The sequence below is a fragment of the Cognatundibacterium oligocarboniphilum genome (assembly GCF_013377855.1).
In the GTDB taxonomy this organism is placed as follows: Bacteria; Pseudomonadota; Gammaproteobacteria; order Burkholderiales; family Burkholderiaceae_D; genus Undibacterium; species Undibacterium oligocarboniphilum.
This window is the reverse complement of sequence record NZ_JABXYJ010000004.1, coordinates 159,708-182,635: the sequence shown is the minus strand read 5'-3', so window position 1 is coordinate 182,635 and position 22,928 is coordinate 159,708. Positions and strand designations below refer to the sequence as shown.

Sequence of the window (22,928 nt, the reverse complement as noted above, 5' to 3'; positions counted from 1 at the left end):
CAAAAAAACAAATGCATCATTTTGGTGCATAAAAAATCAACTATTTTGATACAAAGCGAAACTTTAAAAAAAAAGGTTGCTTTTTAAAAAATACAAAAAAATGAAAAATAGTTGTAGAAAAGAGACTTTATTTTTCCGGATATCTCTTCAAACATCCTCTTTAAGTAAGATATAAAACGTTACTGATCTCTGATCTATTTTGATTTAATCTGCGTAAATTTATGTGATGCTCAATTTTCCCAAAGATGAATGGCGCTTTCAATTTGACTGATCACATAGACAGGGCCTCGATCAGGGCAAAAAAAACTCGACGGATATTCAGTCGAGTTTTTTTTGTTGGAACGCTGTCGTTGATTAAACGTGCGGATTTATTCTGTTATTCAGCAAAGTATCGGCATTATTTTGCCGCCTCAGCCGGTGCAGCCGCCTTGACTTCCGGTTCTTTAAACTTTGCGCCGCCGGCATTGGCCATGTGAACGACAGCGCGTGCAACTTCGACGTCGTCCAGGTCAGGATTGCCGCCTTTGGCTGGCATGGCGTTGAAACCTTTGAGAGCGTGTTCGACCACTTTGTCGTAGCCTTGCGCAATGCGCGGACTCCAGGCTCCGGCATCGCCGAATTTCGGTGCGCCTGCAGCGCCGGTATCGTGGCAGGCAGAGCAGACCATTTTGTACACGGCTTCACCTGCCTGCAGCTGTTTCGGGCCGCTGACATCTTTAAACGTGAAACCTTCATCAGCAACAGGGTGGATGCGGGCGGCGATCGCTTCCGGCGTCTGGGCGCTGGAACCTGCGCCGACTTTCTTGTCATTGGTCACGTATTGCACCAATAAGACAATCGCAATAATGGGGACTAAAAATCCGGCAAGAACTGCAACGATGAGTTGCTTCGGTGTCTTGATCGCTGATTCGTGTTCGTCGTGCGCGTCGCTCATGTTTTCCTCGTTGCAAATGAAATAGTGATTCCGGTTGCCATCCAGCGCTGCTATCAAGCTGGCATCAAAGCTTCTGATTATAGAGCGAAAGGCTGATATTTGGCACGAAAAGCGGTGTTTCCGTGATGTTTCTATGATCGGTATCAGTAGCTGCACGCTGTCGATGCGACAAAAAGTGATGCAGGTTTCACGAGTCCGGCAAGAATTTAGGGTAGAATATTGCGCTTTGCAGTCATTTGCACGCGCCAGTAGCTCAGTTGGATAGAGTACAGCCCTCCGAAGGCTGGGGTCGCACGTTCGATTCGTGTCTGGCGCGCCATTCTTTCCCCGATTTTTCTTGTTTACTTCCGCATATTGTCCCGGAATAGACGCACAAAACTCCCGCATCACGCTTTTCCTGCGTCCTGTTTCTGTTAACTTGACCTGATTTCAGGTGTTGTTGTACCTAATCCGCTGTTTTTGTCTCCCGATTGTCATAAAACCGGCAAATTTAGCAGGTAAAATTTTTTGCATGTATCTTTCTGCGAACTCTTTTCTGTCTGTTGCGTATGGCATTGCCCGGTCTCTGTATCTGTGTGTGCCGCTGACTCTGGCACAGGGGGCTGTTTGCGCGGCCGAACTGACAGTGGTCACGGAAAGCCTGCCGCCGCTGAATTATAAAGAAAACGGCAACGCCACCGGCTATTCGGTGGAGATTGTCGAAGCGGTATTGCAGGAAGCCAGGATTCAGGCGCCGATTGAGGTCATGCCCTGGGCCAGGGCTTACCAGATGGCGCTGACCCAGCCGAACACCTTAATTTTTTCCATCACCCGTCTGCCGGACCGCGATGCGCTGTTTGAGTGGATCGGCCCGATCAGTTCGCGCCAGATTTTTTTATATAAGCTGAAATCACGCAAAGATATCCAGATTAAAACCATGGCGGACGCAGCCGCTTACAAGGTTGGGCTGGTGCGGGAAATGGCGTCCACCAAGGAATTCCTGCGTACGACTGCTTTCCCGGAAAGCGGCATTGATTATGCGCCGACGGTGGAATCCAATATCAAAAAATTCCTGGTGGGGCGGGTCGATCTGATTGTGTCGCAGGACTGGAGCGCCGCGTATCTGATGAAAATGGAAGGGCGCAAGCCGGACGAGCTGGAGCCGGTGCTGCTGCTGGACGGCGCGAACAGCTATTATCTGGCAATGCAGAAGCAGAGCGACCCCGCGCTGGTACAGCGTATCCGCCGTGCTTTCGCCAAAGTCCAGCAATCGGGGCTGCTGGAAAAACTGCGGCTCAAATACATGCGCTGAAACTGAGGAGAGGCATACACGGCAATTACGGACCAGGCCAGTTATCGCAATATCCGGCAACCGGTGATCGGAAATTTTTTCGCCAAAACCAGATACTCCCCCATGTTTATTCAAAAATCGACCGGATATCGAGGAAAATAAAAGGGCATTTAAAATACTCCCCTGGAGTATAAAAACGGATCAGTCAAGCCGGTAACGCAGGCTGGCCAGTTTCAGAACAAACCCAGCTGCTGTTCGGCAATCGTATCTTCCAGCCGGATACCGACTCCAAGCAGGCGCACCGGCATCCGGCGGCGCTGGAAAGCAGTTTCCAGCAATTGCCGGTAGACCCCGGCATCCAGCGCATGGCCCACGCATTCCGCGGTCGTGACCTTAAAATCGGCAAAGCGGATTTTGACGTACAGCTTATGGATCTGTTCACCCGCACCGGCGCGCGCGGTACGCTGCGTCAGCGCGTCCAGCAGCGGCGGCAGCTCCGCCAGACAGGTATCGAGATCCGGCAGGTCGCGCACATAGGTTTCCTCGACGCTGACCGACTTGCGTTCGCTGCTGGCATGCACATCACGCCGGTCTATCCCACGGCATAACTGGTACAGGCTATTGCCCAGCTTGCCAAAGTGGCGCAGCAGATCAGGCAAGGACCACGGCAGTAAATCGCGGCACTCATGGATGCCCATGCTGTGCAGTTTGGCGGCCGTGACTTTACCGACGCCAAATAAACGGCTCACCGGTAATGCGGCGACAAAGCCGGCTACCTGCTCCGGCAAAACCACATGCAGGCCATCCGGCTTATTCCAGTCGCTGGCGATTTTGGCCAGAAACTTGTTGGGCGCAACTCCTGCCGATGCGGTGATGCCGACGGTTGCCGCAATTCTGGCGCGGATATCCTGTGCAATCAGGGTGGCGCTGCCGTGGTGCTGCGTGGCGCGGCTCACATCGAGAAAGGCTTCATCCAGCGACAGCGGTTCCACCAGATCGGTGTAATCGCGGTAAATCGCCAGAATCTGGCGCGAAGCCGTGCGGTATTTTTCCATCGACGGCGGCAGGATGATCAGCCCAGGACAGCGCCTGACCGCCTGCGACATCGGCATGGCCGAGCGCACGCCAAAATGCCGGGCTTCGTAATTGCAGGTCGCTACGACTCCGCGCTGGTCCGGCCTGCCGCCTACCGCCAGCGGCCTGCCGCGCAGGGACGGATTGTCCCGCATCTCGATAGATGCGTAAAAACAGTCGCAATCGCAATGAATAATTTTTTTTAAGGGCAGCGTCACTTCTTCACCCACTCAGCACCATCGGTATCCGGTATTCCGACACAGACAGGCTTGGCGCTGCCAGCAGCAGGCACTTCGCCCTGTCCTGACTGTCAACCGGGCGCATTTGCCATGTTTGCCGCATCTGTTGGTCAAGCCGTCCGCCAAGAAAATACTGTACACAATATCAGTATAATGGAATCCGGCTTCCACTGCTGATTTTATGATCGGCAACGCCAGTAACCTCTGTTTAGGCTATCCGCACAACGAGTCCCCAGAGTGTTCCGGCTTGACGTAAAATTCAATCGTTTATATTTACTAATTTTTCATCATGCCTTCATTAACTACCAGCGTCTCTTCCCCGCAGCGCAGCACTTTGCGCAGTGTCTTTTTCAGTACCATCCTGGGTCTGACGGTCTGTCTGGGGCTGATGACTGGCCATGCCAGGGCCGATGTCGCCCGCCCTTACGATGAAAGCGCCGACGCCCATGCCGCTATCCAGCAGGCATTGCAGGAAGCACAGGCGCAAAAGAAAAAAGTGCTGGTGATTTTCGGCGCGAACTGGTGCAAGGATTGTCTGGAATTGAATAAATCCATGCAGGGCCAGAGCGCCGCGCTGATCGCCGGTAAATTCGTGGTGGTGAAAGTCGATGTCGGTCAGTTCGACAAAAACATGGATCTGTCCGCCGGTTACGGCAATCCGACCAAGAAAGGCATTCCGGCCGCAGTGGTGCTGCAGGCCGACAACAGCGTGCTGTATGCCACCAAGGGCGGTGAATTATCGAATGCGCGCAGAATGAGCGAACAGGGTGTGTATGATTTCTTTAATCAGATCATCACCCGGCATCAGTAATCCTGAACAGAAACTGGCGTCTGGCACCGGTAGCGCCGGGCTGCGTTGCCGGCGCACTATCAGCCGGGCAAATCAATGAGCGGCGCGCCTCCCCCTGCCCTGCCTCCGGGCGTTCAACTGGAAGACCTGCTGAAAAGCCACGCGCTGCTGCACAATTTTTCGCGCTGTCTGCCGGGCATGTTTTTTCAGTTTCAGCGCCATTCCTCAGAAAAATTCTGCTTCCCCTACGCCAGTGCCGCCGTCGAACAGCTATTCGAGGTCAGCGCCGAAACGCTGTATCAGGATGCCGGCATCCTGCTGCGCAAAATCGACCCGGAAGACTGGAAAGATTTGCGGCAAAGCATCCGCATTTCTGCCGAACAGCTGACAGTCTGGCATTATGAATTCCGGATCCGGCGCAATGACGGCAGCACACGCTGGCTGGTCGGGGAATCGACGCCGGAACGCCAGAGCGACGGCAGCGTGCTGTGGCACGGTTTTTTCAGCGACCATACCGATCGCAAGCTGACCGAGCAGAAATTGCTGGCAGCCGAAGCGCAGCGCAGGCTGGTGCTGTCGGCATCGAATCAGGGTTTATACGACATCAACCTGGTCACCGGGGAAAGCAACTTCAGCCCCGAGTATCTGCAGATGGTGGCGTGCTCACCTGACGATTTTGCCAATCCGCTCGATTTCTGGCGGCACTTCTGGACGCATGTCGTGCATCCCGACGATGTACCGCTGATCCGCCAGGCTTATCAAAAACATTTCGCCTCCGGCGGCACCACCGATTACCGCGCCGAATTCCGGCAAAAAAATCAAGCCGGCGAATGGCGCTGGATCATGTCGATCGGCGCGGCAGTGGAATGGGATGCCAACCGGCGTGCCCTGCGCATGGTCGGCACCCATATCGACATCACCGAGCGCAAACGTATCGAAGAGCAGTTGAGGCTGAATCAGGAACTGCTCAACGCCAATACCAACCGCTACAAAGAACTGGCGCGGGAACTCGAAATCCTGATCGCCAACGCACCGGTCGGCATCATGTTTGTCAACCATGGCGTAATCGTGCGCGCCAATGCCACGCTGGCCGAGCTGTGTCATTTCCCAGATGCGCAGGCCATGATCGGCAAACGCACCACTTTCCTGTATCAGGACGAGGACGATTACACCGACTTCGGCCAACGGGTCATTCCGCTGCTGACCGCCGATAAGCTGGTCGAGCTGGAGTGGCGGCTGCGCCGGATTGACGGCCGCCCTTTCATGGCGCGTGTGGTTGGGCGCGCGCTGCCCAAAGGCACCTATGACCGCGGCACCGTCTGGATGATCGAAGACATCACCGAACAGCAGCGTATGCTGGCCGCTTTGCGCGGCAGCGAAAACCGCCTGCAAAAACTGATGAATTCCAGTCTGATCGGCATACTCACCGGCAACCAGAGTCCGCGCCTAACTGATGTCAACCGCATGTTCTGCCAGCTGTCCGGCTACTCGCGGGAAGACTTGCTGGCAGGCAAATATGTGTGGCGCAAACTGCTGTCCGGTTCCGATCAGTACCTGATGCATCAGGCCTATACCGAACTGATGGATAATGGCGCCACTGCCCCGTTTGAAATCATGCTGCGGCAGGCCGACGGCCATGCGATTCCGATACTGGTGGGCTTAAGTCATGTCGAAAATTCGCAGCGTGAGTGGGTTGCCTTCGTCATGGACATCAGCGACCGGCTGCGCATCAATCAGCTGAAAACCGAATTCGTGTCCATCGTCAGCCACGAGCTGCGCACTCCGCTGACCTCAATCCGCGGTGCGCTCGGCCTGCTTGATTCCGGTATCGGCGGCGAGCTGCCGGAATCCGCCCGGCACCTGATCCGGATTGCGCACAATAACAGCAAGCGACTGATCGGCCTGGTCAACGATATCCTCGATATTGATAAACTCGCCAACGGTAAAATGGTGATCAGGAATGAACCGGTAAACCTGATCGCCATGCTGCAAAATGCGCTCGAAGCCAATTCGGCTTACACCAGCAATCTGCAGGTCGGGCTTGTGCTGGAACAGCAGGTGATGCACGCCTGGAGCCTGGGCGATCATGACCGGCTGATGCAGGTGATGGCCAATCTGCTGTCGAATGCCGCCAAGTTTTCACCCGAAGGCGAAAGCGTGGTGGTGCGGATTTTCCAGGAAGACGAGTATTACCACATTGCCGTCAGCGACCGCGGCTCCGGCATTCCGCTCGATTTCCAGTCGCGGCTGTTTGAGCCGTTTACCCAGGCCGATGGCACCAATACCCGTCAGCAGGGCGGTACCGGACTGGGGCTGGCAATCACCAAGGCCCTGGTGGAAAAAATGCAGGGTCAGATTTATTTTGTCAGCACACCCGGTGAGGGTTCGACTTTCTGGTTTGAATTACCGGTGTATCAATAGTGCTGAAGCGTTGCCTGTCGCGCTGACCGGATCGCAGTCCGCAAGCCCCGTCTGCACAGCCTGGCGGTATTCGGTGGGCGATAAGCCGGTCCAGCGCCGGAACGCGCGGCGAAAGCTGCGGCTGTCGGAATAACCAAGCTGTTCCGCAATCTGTTCCAGGTCTCCGGCCTGCTGCAACAGCCGCCGGGCACGGTCTATCCGTACCTGCTCCGTGATCTCGAAATACGACATGCCTTCGCGTGCCAGCAGACGCTGCAAGGTACGCGGACTCATCTGCAACGCCGCCGCCATGTGGCTGACATTGTGGAATTCGCAGCGCAATGCCATCAGCTGATGCAGCAAGGTCTGCCGTCCTGCCAGCCCGGCGGCGCTGAGTTCGGCATCGCAGGCCAGGCGCGCAGCCTGCGCCTGCGCCAGATCAGGCGATGCCAACCGCTGCTGCAAAACGCTGTGCGTCATCACGATGCGGCTCTGATCTGCACCTAACCGCACAGGACAACCGAAAAATGCCTCATACAAAGACCGGCTGCGCCCTTGCTGGCCGCGCAGCTCCACCTGCTGAACCGGCAGCGGCTGGCCGCACAGCTGGCGCGCCGCATTCACCGCCGTCACCAGATGATCTGCTTCCAGAAAATCGCGTAATTCCGGATCATCAAACAAGGGATGCGCCACCAACGCCACCCTGTGCGGCGACGCGGCATCCTGCTCCAGCGACAGGTGCACCATGGCTCCGGCAATCAGCTGATATTCCAGCCCGAAACGCAAGGCATCCTCCAACGTTGCCTGCGCGCACATTCCCGCTGCCATCTGGCCCAGGTGCGGCAGCGATTTACGCTGGCCGGACTGCAATCCCAGATCAGCGCCGCCATACCGGCAAGCCTGCAGCAGACCTTCGCGCGCCTGTGTATAACTGATGCGGCTGTGCCTGTCGGCAGCGAATGCCGGAAACATCTGCTGCCAGCGCCAGCGCTGCTCATGGCCGATCGCCAGCACGCCGCTGAACGGATGCGCAGGAAATACGGCATCCCGCACCGACAGCAGCGGGGCAACAGACGTGGCAACAGTGACAAGGGCAGGCATGGTGGCAGGTGGTCCGGGTTAATCGCTTGGTCAGTCCGGCACCCGCAGGACGGGCGGCTGTCAGGCATGATGCCGTCAGCCGGGATTTTCGGCAAGCGACTGTGATTTAGCGGCAACGTGGCAGCAAATGTCCTTACTTTCTGCCGCCGCCGGGACTAGCATCCGGATACAGGATGCGGGTACCACGTGCACCATCCTCGATATGACGATGACGACAACGACAACAATGGCCCGGCGAGGCCAGTTCGCAACCGAGCAGACAGGAGACCAGATGGAACAAATCAGCGATTACATTGTAGTGGGCGGCGGGGCTGGCGGCTGCGCTGTGGCAGGCCGGCTCAGCGAACATTCCCAAATCAGCGTGACGGTGCTGGAAGCGGGCGGCGGCGGTGACAGCTGGGTAGTCAACACGCCTGCCGGGGTGGTGGCGATGCTGCCGACCCGGCTCAACAACTGGGCCTTTGAAACGGTGCCGCAGCCCGGTCTGAACGGACGACGCGGTTATCAGCCGCGCGGCAAGATGCTGGGCGGCTCATCCGGCATCAATGCGATGGTGTATATCCGCGGTCACCAGTCCGATTACGATCACTGGGCGGCGCTCGGTAACCACGGCTGGTCGTATCAGGAAGTGCTGCCGTATTTCATCCGCTCCGAAAACAACGCCACCCATCACGATGCGCTGCACGGTCAGAACGGTCCGCTGCGGGTCAGCGAATTGCGCACCGATAACCCTTATCAGCAGATTTTTCTGGAAGCGGGCAGACAGGCGGGGTTCCGCATCAATCCGGATTTCAATGGCGCCGACCAGGAAGGCATCGGCATTTACCAGGTCACCCAGCATGAAGGTGAACGCTGGACGGCGGCGCGTGGCTACCTGCGACCACACATGGGAAAGCGTCCGAATCTGCGGGTGGAAACCGGCTGTCAGGTCACCCGCATCCTGTTTGAAGGCAAACGCGCAGTCGGCGTGCAGATGATCCAGAACGGCCAGCAGAAAACCCTGCGTGCCGGACGCGAGGTACTGCTGGCCGCCGGCGCATTCCAGACCCCGCAACTGCTGATGCTGTCCGGCGTGGGCGATGCCAGCCGCCTGCAGGCAATGGGCATCGGCGTGGTACACGATCTGCCCGGCGTCGGCCAGAATCTGCAGGATCATCCGGATTTCGTTTTCAAATACCGCGCCAGAAGCCTCGACCTGCTCGGTGTCTCCGCTGCCGGCAGCGTGCGGCTGTGGCGCGAATACCGCCGTTACCAGAACGAGCGGCGCGGCATGCTGACGTCCAACGGTGCCGAAGCCGGCGGTTTTCTGAAAACCGACCCGGCGCTGGCAGCACCGGACATCCAGCTGCATTTCGTCACCGCGATGCTGGACGACCATGCGCGCAAGCTGCATCTGGGGCACGGTTATTCCTGTCACGTCTGTCTGCTGCGGCCAAAAAGCGTGGGCGAGGTCACGCTGGCCAGTCCCGACCCGCTGGCCGCGCCGTTGATTAATCCGCGCTTTCTGGAGCATCCCGATGACATCGACAACATGGTCAGGGGTTTTAAACTGACGCGCCGGTTAATGGATACGCCGGCGCTGCAAAATGCCCGCAGCAGCGATTTCCAGACCGCCGGGGTAACAACCGATGAGGAAATCCGCGCCGTGATCCGCGCCACCAGCGACACGGTGTATCACCCGGTCGGCACCTGCAAAATGGGCAATGATCCGATGGCGGTGGTGAATCCGGCATTGCAGGTGCATGGCATCGAAGGACTGCGGGTGGTGGATGCCTCCATCATGCCAACGCTGATCGGCGGCAATACCAATGCCCCGACCATGATGATCGGGGAAAAAGCGGCGGATCTGATTCTGGCGGCGCACCGCTGAGTTCTGCAGTTTAACTGCCTGTGACGGTAACGCTGCCGTCACAGCGTTGGCACGAGATGCTGCAGCTTAGTGGTTCAGCACTGGCGCAGGCAGGGCGGGTCTGGCCTGTTCAAACGCATAGCCGATCTTCAGCAGCGCCGCTTCCTGCCAGGCGCCGGCAAAAAAGGAAATGCCTGCCGGCAGCCCGCGCACCAAGCCCATCGGTACCGTCAGATGCGGGTAACCAGCCACCGCCGCCGGTGTGCTGGCACTGCCGGCCACCGCATCCCCGGCTGGATAATCAATCGGCCAGGCCACACCGGTCGTCGGCGCCACCAGCGCATTGAGCCGGTATTTTTTCATGATGGCGTCGATGCCGTCCTTGCCGGTTTTCTGCCGGGCACGGGCAGCCGCCTGCTGATAGGCGGCATCCTGCAGACCGCCGGTGGCCTGCGCCTGCTCCATCAGATCCTGGCCGAAATACGGCATCACCTGGCTGGCGTGCTGCTGGTTAAACGCAATCACGTCGGCCATGCTGCGGGTTTGAACGCTGTCCGGCGTACCGGCCAGATAGGCGTTCAGGTCGGCTTTGAATTCATACAACAGCACCGTCATTTCATCTTTTTCGATATCATCGGGATTCGGCAACTCCACCGGCACCAGCACAGCGCCCTGTGCCCGCAACAATTCCAGACTGTGCTGATACAGCGTACGGATTTCGGCATCGTAACCGTCACTGAGCTTGCCGACCACACCGAGACGCTTGCCGCGCAGGGCCCGTCTGCTGAGTCCGGCGGTGTAATCATGGGCGCGGCGGCGGTCAGCCTGCGCGGTGGCCGGGTCTTGTGGATCACTGCCGGCCAGTGCATTGAGCACCATGGCGGCATCCCGGACGGTCAGCGTCATCGGACCAGCGGTATCCTGAGAATGGCTGATCGGTACAATACCGGTACGGCTGACTAAGCCGATGGTCGGTTTCAGGCCGACCAGCCCATTCACCGCGGCCGGACAGACGATGGAGCCGTCCGTCTCAGTGCCGATGGCGGCCGGGATCATGCGCGCGGCCACGGCGGCGCCGGAGCCGGAGCTGGAGCCGCAGGCGCTGCGCTCAGGCGCATACGGGTTGCGCACCTGTCCGCCGGCGCTGCTCCAGCCGCTGGTCGATTTGGACGAGCGCAGATTGGCCCACTCCGACAGATTAGTTTTTCCGACGATGATGGCGCCGGCGTCGCGCAGGCGGGTCACCAGCGGCGCATCTTTTTGCCGCAGATTATCCGCCAGCGCCAGCGAACCGGCTGTGGTCACCATGCCCTGGGCATCGATATTATCTTTCAGCAGCAGTGGCAGGCCAGCCAGCGCACCACGCCGCTTTTTGAGCGCATCGAACCGGGCGGCGGCTTCTTTTGCCTGCGGATCAGTCACGATCACGGCCTGCAGCGCAGGGTTGTGCGCCGCAATTCTGGCCTGGTAGCGCTCAAGCAGCGCCGTGGCGGTGAGCTGCCCGCGGCGGATGGCCTGCGCCTGCACCGCGAGTTCATCGCTATGATCCGGCACCGGCGTCATTTTATTGGCGGCGCTGGCGACGACGGGCAGCAAAGCACATCCCAGGCTCAAGATGGAATATACGGTCAATCGGCGCAATGTCATCGGTCTTCCTTTGCTGGCATGGGGATAGAAAAAAACAGCGCAGCAGGCTTTTTACCATCACTGCCAGCGCATACGTCACCGCATGTTAGCCGAAAAGCCGCAGCAAACTGCCGGTGCCGGCCCGCTATTTTTGCCACCACCGTGCCCGGTGTTGCGCATTAGCCGCTATACCGGCAAAACAGCGCAAGCTGTCTGCAACGCGAACGATCTGCCGTGCCGGAGTTAAACAGCAGGATTCCCGCCGGCCGCCCTGTGCATGGCATAAAATAGCTGCTCCCCCTTTTTCAGCCACCCGAGAGGATGCGTATTTCATGGAGTTTCTGCAATTGACGGCAGCCGACGGCGCCACGACGACTATCTGCCATCAGGGCGCTCACGTGTGTTCCTGGATACCGGCAAGCGGCACCGAACAATTGTTCATGAGCAAGGCATCGACATTCCGCCAGGGTATCGCCATCCGCGGCGGCATTCCGCTGATCTTTCCGCAGTTTTCCGGTCTCGGCGCGCTGCCGAAACACGGCTTTGCGCGCACCGCCGACTGGCAGTTACAACAACAGTGGACGGACAGCGACGGCGCTGCGCTGGCGGTTTTTTCTCTGAAGGAAAATATCGCCAGCCTGACGCTCTGGCCGCATGTATTTGAAGCCGGACTGACGGTGCGGGTGCTGGGTCAGGCGCTGGAAGTGACGTTTTCGGTGCGCAATACCGGTGATACCGCGTTCAGTTTCACCAGCGCGCTGCACACTTATCTGGCGCTCGCCGACATCCGGCAGGCACGGCTGCACGGCCTGCAAGGTACAGAATACCGCGATACCGTCAGCGGGCAGGAGCATTGCCCTGAAACCGCGCCGGCACTGGAAATCAACGGCGAAACCGACCGCATCTACGCCAATGTGCCTGCCACGCTGACCCTCGCGCAGCCGCAGCAGCGCCTGCAAATCACGGGCATCGGCTTTCCTGACGCGGTGATATGGAACCCGGGAGCCACTGGCGCTGTCAAAATTACCGATCTGGAGCCCGGCGGCGAGCAGCGCATGCTGTGCGTGGAAGCAGCGGCGGTAATGCGTCCGGTGCAATTGCTGCCCGGCCAGCAATGGAACGGCAGCCAGCGCCTGGTGCGCTTACCGTCTCAGGACTGACTTCCGCGCCAGCCAGCCGGCTCTCGCCCGACATGCAAATCCTTGTGATCGCTGTTGCCTGATTGTTCTCCATGCTTACCGCACTGAACTCAGGCTGAACCGCGGCATGTTGAAATACCTGCTGAGATATTTACTGAAATATTTGCTGGAGAATTGACCAGAATATCCGGATACTCCCCCTTATTTATGACGAAACCGACCTGATGTCCTTATGAGTAAAAGGGTTTTTTAGATACTCCCCCCAGTATATTTTTTACCTGTCACGCTTTTCCATCGGAAATGTTATGTCCCAACCATTTGCTGTTACCCGTTTATCCATGAAACCTGTCCTGCGCGCCCTGGTGCTGGGCGGGGCTTTGCTATTCACCACACCGGCGCTGCTGGCAGCAAACCTGCCGCAAGGCATGCAGCAGATCACCAGCGTGGAAGGCATCACCGAATACCGCCTGCCGAACGGCCTGCGAGTGCTGCTGATGCCGGACAATACCAAACCGACCGTGACGGTCAACATGACCTACCTGGTCGGGTCGCGCCAGGAGAACTACGGCGAAACCGGGATGGCGCATCTGCTGGAACATCTGATGTTCAAAGGCACACCGGCGCACCGCAACATCACCGAAGAATTCAACCGGCGCGGCATGCGCATGAATGGCACCACCACCACCGACCGCACCAATTACTACGAGCTGTTTCAGGCCGACGACGATAACCTGAAATGGGCGCTGGATATGGAGGCCGACCGCATGGTGCATTCATACATCGCGCAAAAAGACCTCGACACCGAAATGACCGTGGTGCGCAACGAATACGAACGCGGCGAAAACTCGCCCGGCAGCGTGCTCATGAAACGCATGCAGAGCGTCGCCTACGACTGGCATCACTACGGCAACGCCACGATCGGCAACCGCAGCGACATCGAACACGTCAAAATCGGCAACCTGCAGGCGTTTTACCGCACCTATTACCAGCCGGATAATGCCGTGTTGCTGGTGGCCGGACAATTCGATACCGGCAAGGTGCTGCAATGGATACACCATGCCTTCGGCGTGATCCCCAAACCTCAACGCAGCCTGCCGCAGTTCTGGACCACTGAGCCGACCCAGGACGGCGAACGCAGCTTTACAGTGCGCCGCAGCGGCGATATCCAGATTGTCATGATCGGCTATAAAGTGCCCGCCGGCCTGCATGCCGACCGTGACGGCATCAGCTTTGCCCGCAGCATCCTGACCACCGCGCCCTACGGTCGCCTGCACAAACAACTGGTCGAAACCGGCAAACTGGTTCAGGTGTTTTCCAGCAGCATGGGCTATGTCGAACCGGGTCTGGCGATCATCGGTGCGATCGTCAAAAAAGGCGAATCGCCGGAAGCCGCCAGAGATGCGCTGCTGGCCGGCATTGAAGAGTTTAAAAACAATCCGCCGACCGCAGAAGAAATGGCGCGCATCAAACGCGACACCGCCAATTCCTACGAAAAAATGCTGAACAACCACGAATCCCTCGGCATCAGCCTGTCGGAATACATCGCCATGGGCGACTGGCGCTATCTGTTCAAAGACCGCGACGACACCGATCAGATCACCGCCGAACAGGTCAGCGCAGCGGCCAAACGCTATCTGGTGCGCGACAACCGCACGGTCGGCATGTTCATTCCCGAAGACAAACCGCAGCGGGCAGACATTCCCACCGCGCCCACCATGGCGGAAGTCATGAAAGACTTTCAGCCCAAAGCCGGCACCCTGAGCGGCGAAGCCTTTGATCCGGCACCGGCCAACATCGACCGCCGCACCCAGCTCAGCACCATCGGCCATCTGCAGGTCGCCCTGCTGCCCAAGAAAAACCGCGGTGAAACCGTGAATGTCTCGCTGAGCCTGCACTGGGGCGATGAACAAAGCCTGCGCAACAAAAGCACGGTCGCCAGTCTGGCCAGCGCCTTGCTCGCGACCGGCACCAGCAAGTACGACCGCGCCCAGCTGGCCGATGAAATGTCGAAACTGAAAATGAGCGGTGGCCTGTTTTCCTTCCAGACCACCAGGCAGCATCTGCCGGCGGCGCTGGCGCTGGTCGCGCATGTGCTGCGGGAAGCCAGCTTCCCGGAAAACGAATTCCGGCAATTGCGCGAACGCAGCTTAGTCGGACTCGAAGCATCCCGCAAAGAACCGGGCGCCATCATCGGCCGCGAGATGGCGCAGCATTTCAACGTCTATCCCAAAGACGATTTCCGCGCTCCGAAAACACTGGATGAAGCGATTGCCGATCTGCGCGCCGTGACGCTGGACGAGATCCGGGCTTACCACCGCGAATTTTACGGCGCGTCCAAGGGCGAGCTGTCGATTGTGGGCGATATGGATACCGAAGCCGTTAAAGCCGCGATTGCGACCGCCTTCGCCGGCTGGAACAGCCCGGCCCCTTATACCCGCATGGTGAACCGGCGCGCCGACCCGCCTGCCGAACGCCGCGTGTTCAACATGCCGGACAAGGAAAATGCGGTCTATGCCAGCGCCCTGACACTGGCGCTGCGGGAGAACGATGACGATTATCCGGCACTGCGCATGGCTAATTACCTGTTCGGTGGCTCCGGCATGAATTCGCGCCTGATGGAACGCATCCGCCAGAAAGACGGCCTGTCTTACGGCGGCGGCTCCAGTCTCAGCGCAGGTGAAATCGACCCGGTCGGCAGTTTCAGCATCAATGCCAGCGCTGCCCCGCAAAATATGGCCAGGCTGGAACAGGCGATCCGGGAAGAGCTGATCAAAGCCCTGAAAGACGGTTTCACCGCAGAAGAACTGGCGAAGGCAAAATCCGGCATGTTGCAGCAACGGGTACAGGGACGAACCAGCGATACCGCGCTGGCTGACGGCTGGAACAGCAATCTGTACCTGCAGCGCCAGTGGGCATGGTCACAGGCGATGGATGACAAACTGCGCGCACTGACGCTGGAACAGGTCAATTCGGCATTCCGCCGCTATATCGATCCTGCCAGGATGAGCGTGTATATCGCGCTTGACGAAGCCAAGGCCAAGGCCGCTGCGCTTGGTACGGTTCCCAGCTCCGATGCAGGCAGCCATGTCAAATAGTGTTTGCTGACCATAAAAAAATCCCGGTCAATGCCGGGATTTTTTTAGCGAATTTTTTCAGCCTTTTTACCGCTTTTTCCAGCGGCGCTGGCATCAACCCTTCCAGCTGCGCTGCAAGCCGGTATCGGTATGAATCCAGCCGCCATTGGCCGTTGCGCGGTAATAAAATCCGACGCCCCCCTGACGGAAACTGCTGATCAGTCCGCCCAGTACCTCTTCATGCAGTTGCGCGATGCGGATATCTGCCGCCCGACCATCCATGTGCAGGGATTTTCTGGCGGCAGGAACACCCTGTTCGATCAGACGGCGATTTGACTCGGGTGTGCGGTAACCGGACAAAATTTCCAGCGGCCGGTTCATACCGAAACGGGCGACATATGCCTGGGTCGCCCACAGGGTTTCGAGTAATTTCGGATCCATCGCCATGGTTTTCTTGCCGTTCACATCGCGCAGCAGATGGCACAACTCCTGATAAGCGCTGTCGATCAGGTCGCCGTCTTTCCAGTACAGTAATTTGCTGCGCTCTCCCGATTGCGGCCGTACCAGATCGAGGGTGCGCGGCTTGACCCAGAAATCAATGTCCAGCGCCTGCGAATCGAACAGGTCTGGCGGCGGTTCCAGCTGAGCGGCTTTGCTGTTGTCGGTGCCAGCGCCAGCGGCAAATACATTCTGGCGGAACAGACCGGCAGCCGTCAGAAGCAGGCTGCTTTTCAGAAGTTGGCGGCGTGTATTCATAAAGCGGAATGATTCACTGGATTCCTGTTCTCATCGTCCGAGCCGCTACGACTCAGACACGTTACCCGGCAGTGTAGTAGCGCCAGCCGCAGATGGGAAGCCTGTCAGCAGAAATTCCTGCCGAATCACCTCCAAATCACCGCTGAAGGCAGCGATTTTGCAGTCTGTCGCAAAGCATTGCGCAATCGGACAGATTTACGACTACACTTCGGTTTTGTTTATTATTCATTAATTGATTGATTCTTTTTATAACGCGACTTCCATTATGTTCAGATCATTCGCCTGGGTCAGCCTGCTGCCCCTCCTGCTTGCCGGATGCGATGTCCAGATCAACGGCGACGACATCCGCGGCAGCGGTCATATCGTGACAGAAAACAGACCGGTCACAGACTTTGACAGTATTGAAAATCAGACTTTTTTCGACGTCCGCGTCGACCGCGGCAGCAAGCTGGCGGTGGAAGTCAGCGGCGACGACAATCTGGTGCCGGAAATCGAAACCGTGGTGGAAAACCACTGTCTGCTGATCCGCAGTAAACGTCAGTCTTACCACATTACCTGGAACAGCCACCCCGGCACCGTCCACGTCACCATGCCGGCCTTGCAGAATCTGCAGCAAAACGGCAGCGGTGATATCGAAGTCAATGACTTGCAGACTGCTCAGTTCACACTCCAGCAAAACAGCTCAGGCGATGTGCGGCTCGACGGCAAAAGCAATGCGCTGACTGTCAAAGCTTCCGGCAGCGGCGACATTGACCTGCACCGGCTGCACACCAGCCGCGCCGATATCCGCATCAGCGGCTCCGGCGATATCAGCATGATGACGGTCAGCGAAGCGCTGCAAATCGAGCTGCATGGCAGCGGCGACCTACGCGCCGAAGACCTGCGCAATACCAGCGTCAAAGTCAGTCAGAACGGCTCCGGCGGAATTCAGTTGCAGGGGCAGATCCGGCAATTGCAAATCGATGCCAACGGCTCTGGCGACATTCAGGTGCAGGGTGGGAAAATGGAACAGGCCATGATCCAGCTGCATGGTTCCGGCGATGCCAATCTTGAAGGCGACGTCGCCTTGCTGGAATTGCAGGTGTTTGGCTCCGGCGATGTGGATGCGAAAAGACTGTTTGCCGATCAGGTGGTGCTGACCAACCACGGCCCGGCCGATCTGAATTTTGAATCGGTCCGGCAAAGTCTGAAGGCCGAGTTATCCGGCTCCGGCGACGTCTCGGCAGCACTCGATAATGCGGCCGTGATCGCGCTGCAGATGCACGGCTCGGGTAACTGCCATCTGCGCGGCAATGCAAAAAATCTCAGCGCCACGGTGGATGGCTCCGGCGACCTGCGCGCCAAAGAACTGTTGCTCGACACCGCCAGCATCAAGGTCAACGGTTCCAGCGAAGCGGAAGTGAATGTGAAAAAAGCCGGTGGCTCGCGCATTGTGCTGATTAACCGCAATGGCGTGGTGCAGTAAAACAGCGATCACGCCAGTCACGGTGAGCATCGCGGCGGCGGGCACAGGTGCTTGCCACCAGCAACCTCAACCCGAACGCAGCGCAAACTCAGCAACCGGCTACGGCGACGCCAGAACCGGTGTGCCCATCAGGAACCAGGCCTTAGCAATCAGCCCGTTCTCGACCTGGTAAATGCAGACGACTTCGACATGACCTTTACCTTCCGGAAAATTCCGGATCACGATTTCATGATCAATCACCTGCTGTCCCAGCACTACCCGGCTGATCAGTTGTCCGTGTAAATCCGGCTCCAGAAAACGTTGCCGGTGACGCTCGCGGATCGCTGCCCTGCCCTTTGCCAGCAAGGTGGCAGGATGCGCGTAATACTCGGCATCCTCGGCCCAGCACGAGATGAAATGCTCCAGCTGTTTCGCGTTATAAGCATCCAGCTGACATGCCACTGTCTCGCCGGGTGAGCGCATCAGAGATTCCATACCTTATCCTTTGTGATCCTCACCCGACACGAATGATCTGCAAAGCGGCACCGTCAGCCGCGTATGCGGTAAGCGTGCTGCAACACCAGCCGGCTGGAGGCAATCAGGCTGTTCAAGCCAATCAGGAGCTGGACCAGCAAATGTCCCTGCAGCAGCCAGATCTGCCCGCGCGGCGGTGCAGTAGCGGTCACCGCGCTCAGCACCGGCTGCACCCATTCCGCTTCCGGCGTCACGTCCAGCAATATGTCGCCGTCGCTATTGGTATGCAGATAAATTTCCCCGCCGTGGATCAGCGTAAAACAGACGCCCTGTCCCTGTGTCGGTTTCTGCCCGATCAGCTGTTGCAGTTCGCGGCTTTGCAAATCCATCCAGGCTTCTATTTCCTGCGGATCCTGCAAGGGTAGCCAGGCATGCTCGGTCGCGCTGAAACCGGCATTCAAGATACGTCCCCCAGCAGGGAATCGCAGTGTTGCCCCCAGCGGTTATCGTACAATAACTCGCTCAGCGCCCGATGCTGATCCCAGCCCTCGGTTTCCAGCATGGGGGCAGCGTAAAACTCGGCGACCTGGCCAACACACAGCAACGCCAACGGCGCACTGCCTTCCGGCATATGGCACAGTGTGCGCACTACATCCGGATCAAACATCGATACCCAGCCGACACCAATGCCTTCAGCACGCGCTGCAAGCCAGAAATTCTGAATCGCACATGACGCTGACGCCATGTCCATCTCCGGCATGGTGCGCCGTCCAAAGATATATTTTTCGCGCCCATCCACCAAGGCCACCACCAGCACTTCAGCGCAACTTCGTATCCCCTCAACCTTGAGTCGCATGAACTCTTCTGCCCGCTGACCAAGCGCGCCGGCAGTCGCGGTGCGCTCCTGCTGCACGTGTTCATACAATTGCTGACGCAGACCGGCATCCGTGATACGCAAGAAGCGCCAGGGTTGCATATAGCCGACACTGGGAGCCTGATGCGCAGCGCGGATGAAGCGCAATAACTGCTCAGGCGGTACCGGCTCCGGTAAAAAGTGCCGCATATCGCGTCGTTCGCGAATCGCGCGGTAGACGCCTTCGGTCTGCTCCGGAGGGAATTGGTGCTGGTTCATGAGAATATCGGTGCAAGCGCTGGTGCGCCATATCAGTGTTGCGCCAGCTGCTTCCTGTTTTTCTGGGGGAATGCGCAGTTTACCATCCCGGCACAAGGACTGACACGTGCATCAGGGCAGCACGATACCATACTCAGCGTCGTGCCGGCGATGACCGATTCAGCCGATGATCAGCGCCAGCACACAGGCTGTCAGATTGTACAGGGCATGCAGCAGCATCGAATGCACCAGCCCGTAACGCAGGCGCAGGTAGCCGAGCGCAACACCGGCAAACGTCTGGGCAAGCACCGCCAGCGGCAACGCCAGCACCAGCCAGCCATCGGCAGAAAAATGATGGATATGCGTCAGGCCAAAACCAATCGCGTAGATCCAGAATATCAGCGGATAACGGTGCAGAAAGCGGCGCCCACGACGCAGTTTCAGCAAGCGGAGTTCACCGGCAGACAAACGGTGTTGCCAGAGCCGGTCGATGATGGCGCACAATGTGCCAAAGCCGCCCAACGTCAGCACCAGAGGCCAGCTGCCGATCATGCTGGCGATCAGCGGCGGGCCGATGAACAGCGTGTAGGCGGCCTGACGCAGACCGGCGCGAAAAATCAGCTCTTCCATCACCGGTGCAATACCGACTGCCGTGACAAAGAATAAAAATGACAGTGGCTCCTCGTCGCTGTCCAGCCCCAGCCAGCTCAATCCGGCACTGAGCGGCAGGGCAATGCACAGGATGAAGCCATAACACAGGGCCAGCATCAGCAACAGGCGCCGGGCCTGTACCCTCGCCGGTTGCCCCGTCTGCGGCCGCCCGCGCCACGGACGGCGCACAAAACGGGTAAATTCCTGCAGCTCACGCCGCCAGTGCCACGCTGCCGGCCCGGATGGCGCACCATCAACCCGTGGTGGATCAGAATGTGTCCCGGAAACCAGCTGTGTCGGCAGATTCATCTGTTGAATTTATCAATTATGCAATCAATTGATGATAAATCATTCTGCTTTCGGCGTCGATAATAAGGCTTTGAGATTCGCCAGCCGTTCTTTGGGCGTCAGCACTTCGGCCTCGGTCGGCACGGCGTCGCCTTCATCGAGTTTCATTTCCTTGATGAAGCGCGAAGGATCGCAATGCACGGCAACCCCTGCCCGCTTGCGCTTCTTGCACCAGGTGATATGCAGACTGCGCTGCGCGCGTGTGATGCCGACATACATCAGCCGCCGTTCTTCTTCTATGCGTGCCGCCAGGATATCTATCGGTGTATCGGGGTCGCCTTTATGCGGCAAAATGCCTTCCTCAACGCCGACCAGAAATACGTGCGGATATTCCAGCCCTTTCGACGCGTGCAAGGTGGACATGCGCACCGCATCGGGCTCTTCGTCCTTGCCTTCCATCATCGACATCAGCGCCACCATCTGCGTCAGATCGAGCAGGCTGCGGTGATCGTCGGTGCCATCTTTGCCGCCGCTGCCTTTAGTTTTCAGCCACTGGGTAAAATCGAGCACGTTCTGCCATTTGTTTTGCGCGGCGCGGTCATCAAAGCTGTCGTACAGATAGCCTTCGTAATTAATTTCCTTCATCAGATCGTCGAGTAATTCGCTGGCATGACCTTCACGATGAGCATGCGCTTCAACCTGATTGATGAAGGTGCAGAATTCGCGCAAAGGACGTAACTGGCGGTCAGTCAGTTTCGCTTCGATGCCGCCTTTGAACACGGCGGCAAACAGCGAGCACTGCCACTGTCCGGCGAATGCACCCAGCACCTCCAGCGTTGCCTGACCGACCCCGCGTTTCGGCGTGGTGATTGCACGAATGAACGCCGGGTCATCGTCTTCATTCGCAATCAGGCGCAGATAAGCAATGATGTCTTTGATTTCGGCGCGGTCAAAAAAGCTCTGGCCACCGGAAATCGTGTACGGAATCCGTTCGCGCCGCAGCGCCTGTTCAATCACGCGCGCCTGATGGTTGCCGCGGTACAGGATCGCATAATCGGAATACTTGGCACGCCGCTCAAAGCGATGCGCAGAGATCATGATGGCGACTTGTTCCGCCTCTTGTTCATCATCCTGCATGCCCAGCACTTTGACCGGGTCACCGAGGCCATGTTCCGACCACAGCGATTTTTCAAACAGTTTGGGATTATTCCCGATCACCGCATTCGCCGCCTGCAAAATGCGGGTACTGGAACGGTAATTCTGTTCGAGCTTGATAATTTCCAGACCCGGAAAATCCACCTGCAGGGTTTTCAGATTTTCGATGGTCGCACCGCGCCACGCGTAAATCGCCTGATCGTCGTCGCCCACCGCTGTAAACATCGGTTTTTTGCCGACGCCGGTCACCAGCAGCTTCACCAGCTCATACTGGCAGGTATTGGTGTCCTGATATTCATCGACCAGCAGATAACGCAGGCGGCGCTGCCATTTGTCGCGCACTTGTTCGTTATTGCGGAACAGCTCGACCGGCAGCCGGATCAGATCATCGAAATCCACCGCCTGATACGCCGACAGCGTGGCGACATAGCTTGCGTATATGCGCGCCGCCGTCGCTTCATCATCATCTTTTGCCTGCTTCAGCGCCAGCTCAGGCGTGATCAGCGCATTTTTCCACAGCGACATCGCGGTCTGTATGCGACGGATTAATTGCTTGTCGGTGGTGATCGCCAGATCCTGCACCAGCGAAAAGCAATCGTCGCTGTCCATAATTGAAAAGCGGTCTTTCAGACCCAGCGCCTGCGCTTCCTGCCGCAAAATTTTCACGCCCAGCGAGTGAAACGTCGATACCGTCAGTTGCCTGGCCTGACGCGGCTCGGCCAGCAGTTTGGCGATACGTTCCTGCATTTCATGCGCGGCCTTGTTGGTAAAGGTCAACGCCGCAATATGTTTCGGGTCGTAGCCATGCAATTCAATCAGATTGACGATTTTCTGGGTAATCACCCGCGTTTTACCCGAGCCCGCCCCGGCCAACACCAGACAAGGGCCGTCCATGTAGTTAACTGCGTTGCGTTGCGGGGAATTCAGACCGTGGGACATAGAAGCTGACAAAAATGCTGGGCAACCCCTATTGTATCCGGTCACCGGGTCAGCGCCGTTTTCACCGGTGGCACGGCAACGGGAGTAAACTAGGCAAATATCTTCTTGAGGCACTGTCATGAAATTTGAACATCTCGTTGAAATCAACGATATTCTCGACCCCTTGTCCGATACCATCAGCCGCGAACAGCTGTGGCGCGGCCTGGTGCTACGGGCGGAATCCCCCAAGCTGTTTATTCCGTATCTGGATGAAGCGCTGATTACCGGTCGCACCGAAGCCAGCATGCAACGCACGCTGCGCTACGGTGAACTGAGCGTGACCGACACGGTCAGTTTTGTGCATCTGGAACATGTGCATTATGACGTCGCGGCACAGGGCGATATTCCGCAGTCTTCGCTGCGTATGCGTATCGAGGAACCGCAGCCAGACAGCCTGTTCGTGCGCTTTGTGTACGAAGACGGCGCCAGCGAAGCGGAAGACGAAGTTAATGAGATGTATAACGACTACCGCAAATCGGCGTATGAAGAAGCGGACATCGACACCATCCGGGTCATCCGCGAGCTGGCAGAAACCGGCCGGCTGGATGCCCTGCCCAGCTGACCTGCCGTCACAG

The 22,928-nt window shown here is 57.9% G+C and carries 18 protein-coding genes and 1 tRNA gene; 9 read left to right on the top strand and 10 right to left on the bottom strand.

Features of this window, described 5'->3' with window-relative positions:
* Positions 1–397 precede the first annotated feature (397 nt).
* A complete protein-coding gene (locus HV832_RS08130; RefSeq protein ID WP_176803059.1) occupies positions 398–934 on the bottom strand; it encodes a c-type cytochrome in 537 nt (178 codons plus the stop codon).
* A 242-nt stretch (positions 935–1,176) separates the two neighbouring features.
* Here HV832_RS08130 and HV832_RS08125 point away from each other — a divergent pair.
* Together HV832_RS08125 and HV832_RS08120 are read left to right on the top strand one after the other, a co-directional pair.
* Positions 1,177–1,253: transfer RNA gene (locus HV832_RS08125), tRNA-Arg, on the top strand.
* Positions 1,254–1,445: 192 nt separating this feature from the next.
* On the top strand, positions 1,446–2,225 hold the full coding sequence (locus HV832_RS08120) for a substrate-binding periplasmic protein (RefSeq protein ID WP_176803058.1): 780 nt from the start codon (positions 1,446–1,448) through the stop codon (positions 2,223–2,225).
* A 212-nt stretch (positions 2,226–2,437) separates the two neighbouring features.
* Here HV832_RS08120 and dinB read toward each other — a convergent pair whose 3' ends face one another.
* Positions 2,438–3,496 carry a DNA polymerase IV gene (gene dinB, locus HV832_RS08115; protein WP_176803057.1) on the bottom strand — a complete coding sequence of 353 codons (1,059 nt, stop codon included), beginning with the start codon at positions 3,494–3,496 and terminating at the stop codon, positions 2,438–2,440.
* A 310-nt stretch (positions 3,497–3,806) separates the two neighbouring features.
* On the opposite strand from dinB, the gene HV832_RS08110 reads away from it, so the two are divergent.
* Positions 3,807–4,328 carry a thioredoxin family protein gene (locus HV832_RS08110; protein ID WP_223827176.1) on the top strand — a complete coding sequence of 174 codons (522 nt, stop codon included), beginning with the start codon at positions 3,807–3,809 and terminating at the stop codon, positions 4,326–4,328.
* 75 nt (positions 4,329–4,403) lie between these two features.
* Complete coding sequence (locus HV832_RS08105; RefSeq protein ID WP_176803056.1) at positions 4,404–6,728, top strand: PAS domain S-box protein; 2,325 nt, start codon at positions 4,404–4,406, stop codon at positions 6,726–6,728.
* Here HV832_RS08105 and HV832_RS08100 read toward each other — a convergent pair.
* Positions 6,711–7,808 (bottom strand): AraC family transcriptional regulator, encoded by a 1,098-nt coding sequence (locus tag HV832_RS08100; protein ID WP_176803055.1) that lies wholly within the window; start codon positions 7,806–7,808, stop codon positions 6,711–6,713. The two genes, HV832_RS08105 and HV832_RS08100, sit on opposite strands and share 18 nt — an antisense overlap.
* A gap of 271 nt (positions 7,809–8,079) precedes the next feature.
* On the opposite strand from HV832_RS08100, the gene HV832_RS08095 reads away from it, so the two are divergent.
* The gene (locus HV832_RS08095) at positions 8,080–9,678 is read left to right on the top strand and encodes a GMC family oxidoreductase (protein WP_176803504.1); all 1,599 of its coding nucleotides are present in this window, start codon (positions 8,080–8,082) and stop codon (positions 9,676–9,678) included.
* 66 nt (positions 9,679–9,744) lie between these two features.
* On the opposite strand, the gene HV832_RS08090 is transcribed toward HV832_RS08095, so the two are convergent.
* Positions 9,745–11,304 carry an amidase gene (locus HV832_RS08090; RefSeq protein ID WP_176803054.1) on the bottom strand — a complete coding sequence of 520 codons (1,560 nt, stop codon included), beginning with the start codon at positions 11,302–11,304 and terminating at the stop codon, positions 9,745–9,747.
* A gap of 311 nt (positions 11,305–11,615) precedes the next feature.
* On the opposite strand from HV832_RS08090, the gene HV832_RS08085 reads away from it, so the two are divergent.
* Positions 11,616–12,443 (top strand): D-hexose-6-phosphate mutarotase, encoded by an 828-nt coding sequence (locus tag HV832_RS08085; RefSeq protein WP_176803053.1) that lies wholly within the window; start codon positions 11,616–11,618, stop codon positions 12,441–12,443.
* Positions 12,444–12,727: 284 nt separating this feature from the next.
* Positions 12,728–15,517, top strand: a complete 2,790-nt coding sequence (locus HV832_RS08080; RefSeq protein WP_223827175.1) for a M16 family metallopeptidase — start codon at positions 12,728–12,730, stop codon at positions 15,515–15,517.
* Positions 15,518–15,610: 93 nt separating this feature from the next.
* On the opposite strand, the gene HV832_RS08075 is transcribed toward HV832_RS08080, so the two are convergent.
* Positions 15,611–16,252, bottom strand: a complete 642-nt coding sequence (locus HV832_RS08075; protein WP_176803052.1) for a YcbK family protein — start codon at positions 16,250–16,252, stop codon at positions 15,611–15,613.
* A gap of 265 nt (positions 16,253–16,517) precedes the next feature.
* Between HV832_RS08075 and HV832_RS08070 the strand changes: the two genes are divergently transcribed.
* Positions 16,518–17,717, top strand: coding sequence for a head GIN domain-containing protein (locus HV832_RS08070; protein ID WP_176803051.1), 1,200 nt, complete (start codon positions 16,518–16,520; stop codon positions 17,715–17,717).
* Positions 17,718–17,816: 99 nt separating this feature from the next.
* Here HV832_RS08070 and HV832_RS08065 read toward each other — a convergent pair whose 3' ends face one another.
* The 5 genes from HV832_RS08065 to HV832_RS08045 form a co-directional block, all read right to left on the bottom strand.
* Positions 17,817–18,191 carry a nuclear transport factor 2 family protein gene (locus HV832_RS08065; RefSeq protein ID WP_223827174.1) on the bottom strand — a complete coding sequence of 125 codons (375 nt, stop codon included), beginning with the start codon at positions 18,189–18,191 and terminating at the stop codon, positions 17,817–17,819.
* A gap of 53 nt (positions 18,192–18,244) precedes the next feature.
* Positions 18,245–18,631 (bottom strand): hypothetical protein, encoded by a 387-nt coding sequence (locus HV832_RS08060; protein ID WP_218131993.1) that lies wholly within the window; start codon positions 18,629–18,631, stop codon positions 18,245–18,247.
* Positions 18,628–19,302 (bottom strand): 5,6-dimethylbenzimidazole synthase, encoded by a 675-nt coding sequence (gene bluB, locus HV832_RS08055; RefSeq protein ID WP_176803050.1) that lies wholly within the window; start codon positions 19,300–19,302, stop codon positions 18,628–18,630. The genes HV832_RS08060 and bluB overlap by 4 nt, the downstream gene beginning before the upstream one ends.
* 159 nt (positions 19,303–19,461) lie before the next feature.
* Positions 19,462–20,241, bottom strand: a complete 780-nt coding sequence (locus HV832_RS08050; RefSeq protein ID WP_176803049.1) for a CPBP family glutamic-type intramembrane protease — start codon at positions 20,239–20,241, stop codon at positions 19,462–19,464.
* A gap of 39 nt (positions 20,242–20,280) precedes the next feature.
* Complete coding sequence (locus tag HV832_RS08045; RefSeq protein ID WP_176803048.1) at positions 20,281–22,314, bottom strand: UvrD-helicase domain-containing protein; 2,034 nt, start codon at positions 22,312–22,314, stop codon at positions 20,281–20,283.
* 118 nt (positions 22,315–22,432) lie between these two features.
* Here HV832_RS08045 and HV832_RS08040 point away from each other — a divergent pair, with 118 nt between their 5' ends.
* Positions 22,433–22,915, top strand: a complete 483-nt coding sequence (locus tag HV832_RS08040) for an SRPBCC family protein (RefSeq protein ID WP_176803047.1) — start codon at positions 22,433–22,435, stop codon at positions 22,913–22,915.
* Positions 22,916–22,928: the final 13 nt, after the last annotated feature.